Origin of the sequence: Halomonas sp. ALS9 (assembly GCF_001651035.1) — a bacterium.
Classification (GTDB): domain Bacteria; phylum Pseudomonadota; class Gammaproteobacteria; order Pseudomonadales; family Halomonadaceae; genus Vreelandella.
Genome location: NZ_LXRG01000221.1, coordinates 1 through 7,200, shown reverse-complemented (window position 1 = coordinate 7,200; position 7,200 = coordinate 1). Strand labels below are relative to the sequence as shown.

Annotated in this window: 7 protein-coding genes; 5 read left to right on the top strand and 2 right to left on the bottom strand. The window is 51.1% G+C overall.

Going from position 1 to position 7,200, the window contains the following annotated elements:
• A partial coding sequence (locus tag A6R74_RS20110; protein ID WP_121499434.1) for an aldehyde dehydrogenase family protein occupies nucleotides 1-535 on the top strand: 535 nt, incomplete at its 5' end.
• Nucleotides 536-604: 69 nt separating this feature from the next.
• On the top strand, nucleotides 605-1,651 hold the full coding sequence (locus tag A6R74_RS20105; protein ID WP_064236247.1) for a TRAP transporter substrate-binding protein: 1,047 nt from the start codon (nucleotides 605-607) through the stop codon (nucleotides 1,649-1,651).
• 277 nt (nucleotides 1,652-1,928) lie between these two features.
• Here the strand turns inward: A6R74_RS20105 and A6R74_RS20100 are convergent, their stop codons facing one another.
• Together A6R74_RS20100 and A6R74_RS20095 are read right to left on the bottom strand one after the other, a co-directional pair.
• Nucleotides 1,929-2,864, bottom strand: a complete 936-nt coding sequence (locus A6R74_RS20100) for a ketopantoate reductase family protein (protein ID WP_205634226.1) — start codon at nucleotides 2,862-2,864, stop codon at nucleotides 1,929-1,931.
• Between the two features lie 419 nt (nucleotides 2,865-3,283).
• Complete coding sequence (locus tag A6R74_RS20095; protein ID WP_064236245.1) at nucleotides 3,284-4,183, bottom strand: LysR family transcriptional regulator; 900 nt, start codon at nucleotides 4,181-4,183, stop codon at nucleotides 3,284-3,286.
• Between the two features lie 99 nt (nucleotides 4,184-4,282).
• On the opposite strand from A6R74_RS20095, the gene mdlC reads away from it, so the two are divergent.
• From mdlC to A6R74_RS20080, 3 genes are all read left to right on the top strand, one after another.
• Complete coding sequence (gene mdlC, locus A6R74_RS20090) at nucleotides 4,283-5,869, top strand: benzoylformate decarboxylase (RefSeq protein ID WP_064236244.1); 1,587 nt, start codon at nucleotides 4,283-4,285, stop codon at nucleotides 5,867-5,869.
• A 74-nt stretch (nucleotides 5,870-5,943) separates the two neighbouring features.
• The gene (locus A6R74_RS20085) at nucleotides 5,944-6,963 is read left to right on the top strand and encodes a TRAP transporter substrate-binding protein (protein WP_064236243.1); all 1,020 of its coding nucleotides are present in this window, start codon (nucleotides 5,944-5,946) and stop codon (nucleotides 6,961-6,963) included.
• 51 nt (nucleotides 6,964-7,014) lie between these two features.
• Nucleotides 7,015-7,200 (top strand): aldehyde dehydrogenase family protein (locus A6R74_RS20080; RefSeq protein ID WP_121499433.1); only part of this gene is annotated, 186 nt, incomplete at its 3' end.

The following is a 7,200-nucleotide window of genomic DNA, read 5'->3' as shown; positions in this document are numbered from 1 at the left end:
TCGCAAGGCGCAAACGCTGCGCGCTGGCGACCCACGTGGTGAAGGCAATGCGCTGGGCACGCTGATCAATCGTGAATCGGGCGAGAAGCTTAACGCCCTGCTTGACGATGCCCAGCAGCATGGCGCTCGCCTAGCCTGTGGCGGCAAGGCCGAAGGCGTCATTATGCAGCCCACCGTGGTGGATGGGGTTACCAAGACGATGCGCCTGTATGGCGAGGAGTCGTTCGGCCCGGTAGTCGCAATGATGCGCGTTAAGGATGAAGAAGAAGCCCTGCGCGTGGCGAACGATAGCGAATATGGCCTTTCGGCTGCCGTATTCAGCCGCGACACCGCCCGCGCAATGCAGTTTGCCCAGCGCATTGAGTCGGGTATATGCCATATCAACGCCCCCACTGTGCACGACGAGCCACAGATGCCGTTTGGCGGCGTTAAATCGAGCGGCTATGGACGCTTTGGCGGTAAGGCCGGGATAGAGGAGTTCACCGATCTGCGCTGGATGACCATGCAGCTGGGCCCGCGCCATTACCCCATTTAGATAAGCGCAAGCACTATGTCTTGCATTATGTCTTGCAAGAAAGCGAAGTAAATAAAGGAGTTCATTACAATGACAATAAAACCCACACTCGCCAGCCTCATGCTGTTAAGCGGCCTACTTCTCAGTGCTAATGGCTATGCCCAAGATACGGTGACCCTACGCTTGCACCACTTTGCTGCCCCGGCCACGCCAGTGCAGACCGAGTATTTGGAGCCTTGGGCTAAGCGTATCGAAGAGCAGTCCGAAGGAGCCATCAAGGTGGAAATATTCCCTGCCATGCAGCTGGGTGGCTCAGCGCCGTCGCTCTATGATCAAGCCAAAGATGGGGTGGTGGATATCAGTTGGACACTGCTCAGCTATACGCCTAATCGCTTCCCGGAGTCCGAGGCATTCGATCAACCCTTCCTACCCACAACGGGGGAAGCCACCAGCATGGCTGCCCATGAGTTTGCGACAACGCATATGCAGGACGCCTTTGAGGGCGTTTACCCCATCGCCGTATTCGCGCATACGCCGGGTAAAATCCATACCAGAGATACGTCTGTTGAGAGTGCTGACGATCTGAAAGGATTAGCCATGCGTGCGCCCTCGAAAACCATGAATCGTTATCTGGGGCTGCTTGGTGCTCAAGCGGTGGGTATGCCAATGCCGCAAATTCCAGAAGCGATTTCCCGTGGGGTGATCAATGGCCTGACACTGCCCTTCGAGAGTGCGGCGGCATTGGGTGTGCTGGATATCGCCCAGAACCACACCTTTTTCGAGGGTGAGCAGGGTTTATACACGGCGATGATGGTGCTGGTCTTAAACCAAGCCAGCTATGACGCACTCTCGTCGGAACTGAAACAGGTGATTGATGATAATGCCGGGCTTCAAGAAGCGCAGCGTATCGGTCAGGCCATGGATCAAGCAGAAGAACGCGCTATAGAAGCTATTGAAGCGAGTGGCGAAGGAGAAATGTTCTATATCGCCCAGGATTCACTGCAACCCTGGCAGGCAGCTGCCGAGACGGCCACGGCTCAGTGGATAGCCGACATGGATAGCCGGGGCTTTGATGGCCAGCTGCTTTATGATGAGGCGACTCGATTGGTAGAGAAGTATACCGAGCAGACAAAGTAGATCTTATCCCGGCCTGCACTATCCAATTTGCCAAAGCATAGCGGGGGCTCAGCCCCACAGCGGATAACTATCTGATTTAGTTAATGCAATAGTAAGGTAACTTGGGGGGAGTATAGGTCGACAAGGTCATACTATGCTTACCAATAGCAAAAAAACCGCCTTCCGGCTTACCGCTAGAAGGCGGCTTTACTTCTATACTTAAGCCGCACTCACCAAGACTTTTATCTTTTATCAGTAAATAAAAGCCTTAATTATACAAATCAACTGGTGTCGTGATTTATAAATGCCAGTCAATATGCCTGACAAGCCCTAGAATAGTGCGGGTAACAGGCACTGGGATGTTGTGTTCTTCCGCACGACGTACCGCAGCACCACAAATGGCTTCAATTTCGGTAGGCCTTTCTGCAAGCACGTCCTGGAGCATCGAGGGTTTATGAGAAGAGTGTTGTTCCAATGCTTCGCTCACGGTTTTCTCTATACGCTCGCCCTGAACAGCAAACCCGCAGGCATGCGCGGTAGCACAAAGTTCTCCGATAATTTGAAATGCTAGCTCTCTAGTATCCGCATGAGCGCCTATTTGGCCTACGGTTGATCTGGTGACTGCGCAAAGGCCATTTAAAGCCGCGTTAAATATCACTTTTTCCCAGATTGCCACCTCTACCTGTGGATCAATAATCGCTTTCATATCACCACGTGCGAAGAGTCCAGGCATATAATCAAGTAGGGGTGGTGCAGCCGAGGCGGAGGCTAGCCTGACAATTCCTTCGCCATGAGATTCCACACACCCTGGCCCCTTCATGTCAGCAGGATAAGTGGTAATACCCACCATAATATTCTTTTGATCTACGAACTCCATAAGAGAAAGTTTGTTATCGAGCCCATTTTGCAGGCTTAAGAGGACAGTATTAGCGTCTATTGCTGAACGTATTGCTGCTATTGCCGACGTGGTGTGCATTGTTTTAGTGAAAACTATAATAAGGTCATAAGTTTTACTCACTTCCCAAGGAAAAAGCACTGGGATAGGGATGTATCGCTCACCTTTATCTGTTTTGAGCTTGAGACCATTCTGGCGCAAAGCATCAACATGCTCCGCATTAACGTCAATCAGAGTAACGTCCGCGCCGCCTTCGGAAAGGCTCCCTCCTATTAGTCCACCCATTGCTCCTGCACCAAGGATAGCGATACTAGGTTTTTGCCTGGTTTGATTATTCACTATTTTATCCTCTTAAAAATTCTGCTCCTGAAAATCGATACCGTTTAATTTGGCTGAGTTTTTTAAAAGGTGATCGAACATATTAGGTGTTGAAAACCGTGCTAATATTTCCTCATATGCACGTTTCTGATTCATTACTTATACTGGATTACTTTCCCATAAATCAAATAAATAAATTATAGGTTGTTCATAAATAATATCTATATTAATTGCTCATCATCATCCATGGGCCATGCCACAAAGCTAAGCCATAAAATGCGCAAAAAATTAATATATCAATGATGATGTGTTGAAGTTATTGATTATAAGAAAGAAATTACTCTATGAGAGATGGTCGGGCAGCGGTGCCACTTACAGCTGAATGTTCGAGAGTTGGCTTTATTTCCACACGATTTATATCAAACTAGCCTGCTAAAAAATCAATTTCCTGCGGTAATAGCGTTAATGATGCTTTTACAAAACCAACGTTGAGCGGGCGAACGCGAAGTGTGTGCCTGCCAGTAAAGTGTTACATCGAATGGAGGCACTTCGAATGGTAATTCAAGTGCTTTTAGTGGTGCTTCATTCACAAAGGCAGAAGCAATTTGCTGAGGCAAAATTACCACCAAATCGCTCTTTTGCAGGACTCTCGGTAAAATAGAGAAGTGGGGCACCACGAGGCTAACCTTGCGCTTCAACCCTAGCCTTGCCAGCACATCTTCAGCCAGACCATGTCCTGACGAAGCAGCAACCACCGCATGTTTAGCATCCATAAATTGCTCCAAGCTGAGGTGATCATCAATACTTGGATGATGACGATTCAACAGGCAAACGTATCGCTCCTTGAGAATGATTTGGCGCTCCACGCCAGAGGCAGTAATAGGCCTACTACAGATGACCGCATTAACCTTCCCTGCTGCCAACCACTCTTCGACCTTATCGATTTCCAGAGCAATGACTTCAAGCTCAACATTTGGCGCCTCGGTATGCATATGAGAGAGAATGCGTGGCAATAGTGCCAGCTCGCCGAGGTCAGTAAGGGCTAGTCGGAATCGTCTATGTGAAGAGCGCGGGACAAAATCGCGATTTTCCTCCAGCGTACTGTCGATCTGGGCTAGCGAGTCGCGCAGCGTTGGGTAGAGCTGAATCGCAGTGAAGGTCGGCTCCATGCCGTCGCGAGAACGTACAAAAAGGCGGTCGTCAAACAGGTCACGCAATCTCGATAGCGCGTAGCTCACTGACGGCTGAGTGACGTTCAAACGCTCCGCTGCCACCGTTACGCTACGGGCATCAAAGAGAGTGACAAATACCCGGACTAGATTTAGATCAATAGCGGACATAGTATAGATACCATTTATATTTTATAGAGCATATATTTATTTGATAGATGTTTAAAGGCCAATTAGTGTGAAACAAACGCCTTCACACTAGAGCCAAGCATGCCAACCGTACACTCTATTACTTACCAGCTTCTCCGCCGACAGGGACTCAACACTGTTTTCGGTAACCCCGGCTCCAATGAACTGCCGTTCCTCAAGCGCTTTCCTGAAGATTTCCGCTATGTCCTTGGCCTCCATGAAGGTGTGGTCGTTGGCATGGCCGACGGTTATTCCCTGGCCACCGGCCAGCCGGTGCTGGTCAACTTACATGCAGCCGCGGGTACCGGCAATGCGATGGGAGCACTGACCAATGCTTGGTATTCCCATTCACCGCTGGTCATTACGGCAGGCCAACAGGCCCGTTCGATGATCGGTGTTGAGGCCATGCTGGCTAATGTTGATGCATCAACACTTCCACGCCCGTTGGTTAAATGGAGTTACGAGCCTGCCTGTGCAGAGGATGTGCCGCGTACGTTGAGCCAGGCGATTCATATGGCTAATCTGCCAGCCCGTGGGCCGGTCTATGTCTCAATTCCTTATGACGACTGGGATCATGAAGTAGAAGGTGACGCAGCCCAAGTCGTTCAGCACGACGTTAGCTATGCCGGTTTACCTTCAGCCGCCCAACTGGAAGCTTTGGCTGAAAATCTCAATCAAGCTCACAGCCCTGTGTTGGTATTAGGGCCTGAGGTTGATGCTGTGCGTGCCAATTCACTGGCCGTGGAGCTGAGCGAACGACTCTGTATGCCGGTGTGGGTGGCACCGTCTGCTTCGCGCTGTCCGTTTCCGACACGGCATGCCTGTTTCCGCGGTGTCTTACCGGCGGCTATTTCGGGAATTTCGGATAAGCTGGATGGCCATGATTTGATACTGGTGATCGGTGCTCCGGTATTTCGCTATCACCAATATGCGCCGGGCCGTTACTTACCCCAAGGCGCAAAACTGTTGCACTTGACCGGCGACGTGCAGGAGGCCGCACGCGCCCCGGTGGGAGATGCTCTAGTTGGCGACATTCATGCCACTCTGGAGGCTCTGCTGCCACTATTGGCACAAAGTGACCGTGTTCTGCCCAACCCCCTTCCTTTTCCACCACCTCAGGCGGTTTCCTCTGGACGTCTAGCCCCGGAGGGTGTCTTTGACTCCCTTAATGCCCTAGCGCCAGAGGATGCGATCTACGTTAAAGAGTCGACGTCGACAGTGACTGCTTTCTGGCAACGCGTTGAGATGCGCCACCCTGGAAGCTACTTCTTCCCGGCGGCAGGGGGGCTCGGGTTTGGCTTGCCTGCTGCAGTGGGCGTGCAACTAGCTCAACCCGATCGGCAGGTGATTGCGGTCATTGGTGACGGTTCAGCGAACTATGCTATCAGCGCTTTGTGGAGCGCCGCTCAGTACAACGTTCCAGTGGTATTTATCATTCTCAAGAACGACACCTATGGAGCGCTACGCTGGTTCTCGCGGCTGCTGGATGCAGAAGACGCTCCGGGGCTCGACGTGCCAGGGCTGGATTTTTGTGAATTGGCTCGGGGGTACGGTGTTGAGGCGGTTCGTACTGAGACGCTTGAGTCCTTCGAGGACGCGCTATGCCGGGCGCTGGATGCTTCCCGCCCGATATTACTGGAGGTGCCGACAACAACGATAGAACCTTGATACGAAGCTACACCCAGAGGGCGTGGTGATCACGCCAAATAATGAAGGCAATAACAATGACAGAGAGAACCCTCATGAAAAAAACAATATCGCCACTGTTACTCAGCCTATCAACTGTAGGTCTTTGTGCTTCGGTTAATGCTGATACAACACTACGCATGTCTCACCTGTGGCCTGCTGGCTCGACGGTTAACCAGGAAATTTATCAAGCCTGGGCACAAAAAGTAGAGCAGGAGTCTGACGGCCAGTTAAAAGTAGAAATCTATCCTTCTCAGACGTTGAGCAAGGCTGACCACGCTTACGAGTCGGCGGTTAATGGCGTGGCTGACATTGCCATCGCTGTACAAGGCTATACCTCCGGTCGCTTCCCTCTCTCCGAGATCGTGCAACTTCCTGGCGTATCCACTAGCGCATCGCAAGGGGCCTGTATTTTACAAACACTCTATGATGAAGGTGACATAGCGGAGGAGTACGAAGATGCCCATACGCTATTTTTATTCACCACTGGGCCAGCCTATTTACATACACAAGATTCCGAAATTAAAACGCCCGCTGATTTAGAAGGTCTTAGGATGCGGCACCCCAGCGAGGTAGCAGGAGAAATGCTCACAAGTATGGGCGCGCACCCAGTGGGTATTCCTGCACCAGATATTTATACGTCACTGCAGCGTGGCGTGATAGATGGATTAAGTTTCCCCTGGGAAGCCATGACGGTGTTTCGTATCAATGAGTTAGTGAATCATCACTTGGAGTTGCCATATTATACAGGCACGTTCGTAGCCACTATGAATAAAGCCTCTTATGATCGCCTCTCCCCCGAACTAAAAGCAGTGATTGATAATAATAGTGGTATGGCATGGGCTAGTAAGGCCGGTCAAGTATTTGATGGTATTGATAAAACTGGGCGTGAAGAGGCTATGGCTCAAGGTGATACCATCTATGCAGTGGAAGATCCACTCAATGACCCCGCCTGGGCTCCCCCTCTTAAGCAAGGCACTGAGAACTACCTTGAGCGTCTTGAGCAAAGGGGCTTGGATAGCGCTCGTTCTGTCTACGAGAAAGCTCTGACGTTACGCGATCAGTGTGAAAAATAAGTATTGGCGCAACGGTAGTCAGCCTTACCATTTACATTATAGGAATACGCCATGAACACTCTCGATCTGCTTATAGGCGGCCATCCACGCTCAGCTCTTGAGTCCGCCACCTTCGAGCACACCAACCCGCTGAGCGGAGAAACTATCACCTGTACAGCGGCCGCAACTGCTAGCGATGCTCGGGCCGCCGCCGAGGCTGCAGCCCGTGCCTTTCCGGCTTGGTCTGCAACTGGCCCC

Bases quoted from the DNA above. Each gene is read 5' to 3' on its own strand.
- A6R74_RS20105 (WP_064236247.1), top strand. From the start codon at position 605: ATGACAATAAAACCCACACTCGCCAGCCTCATGCTGTTAAGCGGCCTA.
- A6R74_RS20095 (WP_064236245.1), bottom strand. From the start codon at position 4,183: ATGTCCGCTATTGATCTAAATCTAGTCCGGGTATTTGTCACTCTCTTT.
- mdlC (WP_064236244.1), top strand. From the start codon at position 4,283: ATGCCAACCGTACACTCTATTACTTACCAGCTTCTCCGCCGACAGGGA.
- A6R74_RS20085 (WP_064236243.1), top strand. From the start codon at position 5,944: ATGAAAAAAACAATATCGCCACTGTTACTCAGCCTATCAACTGTAGGT.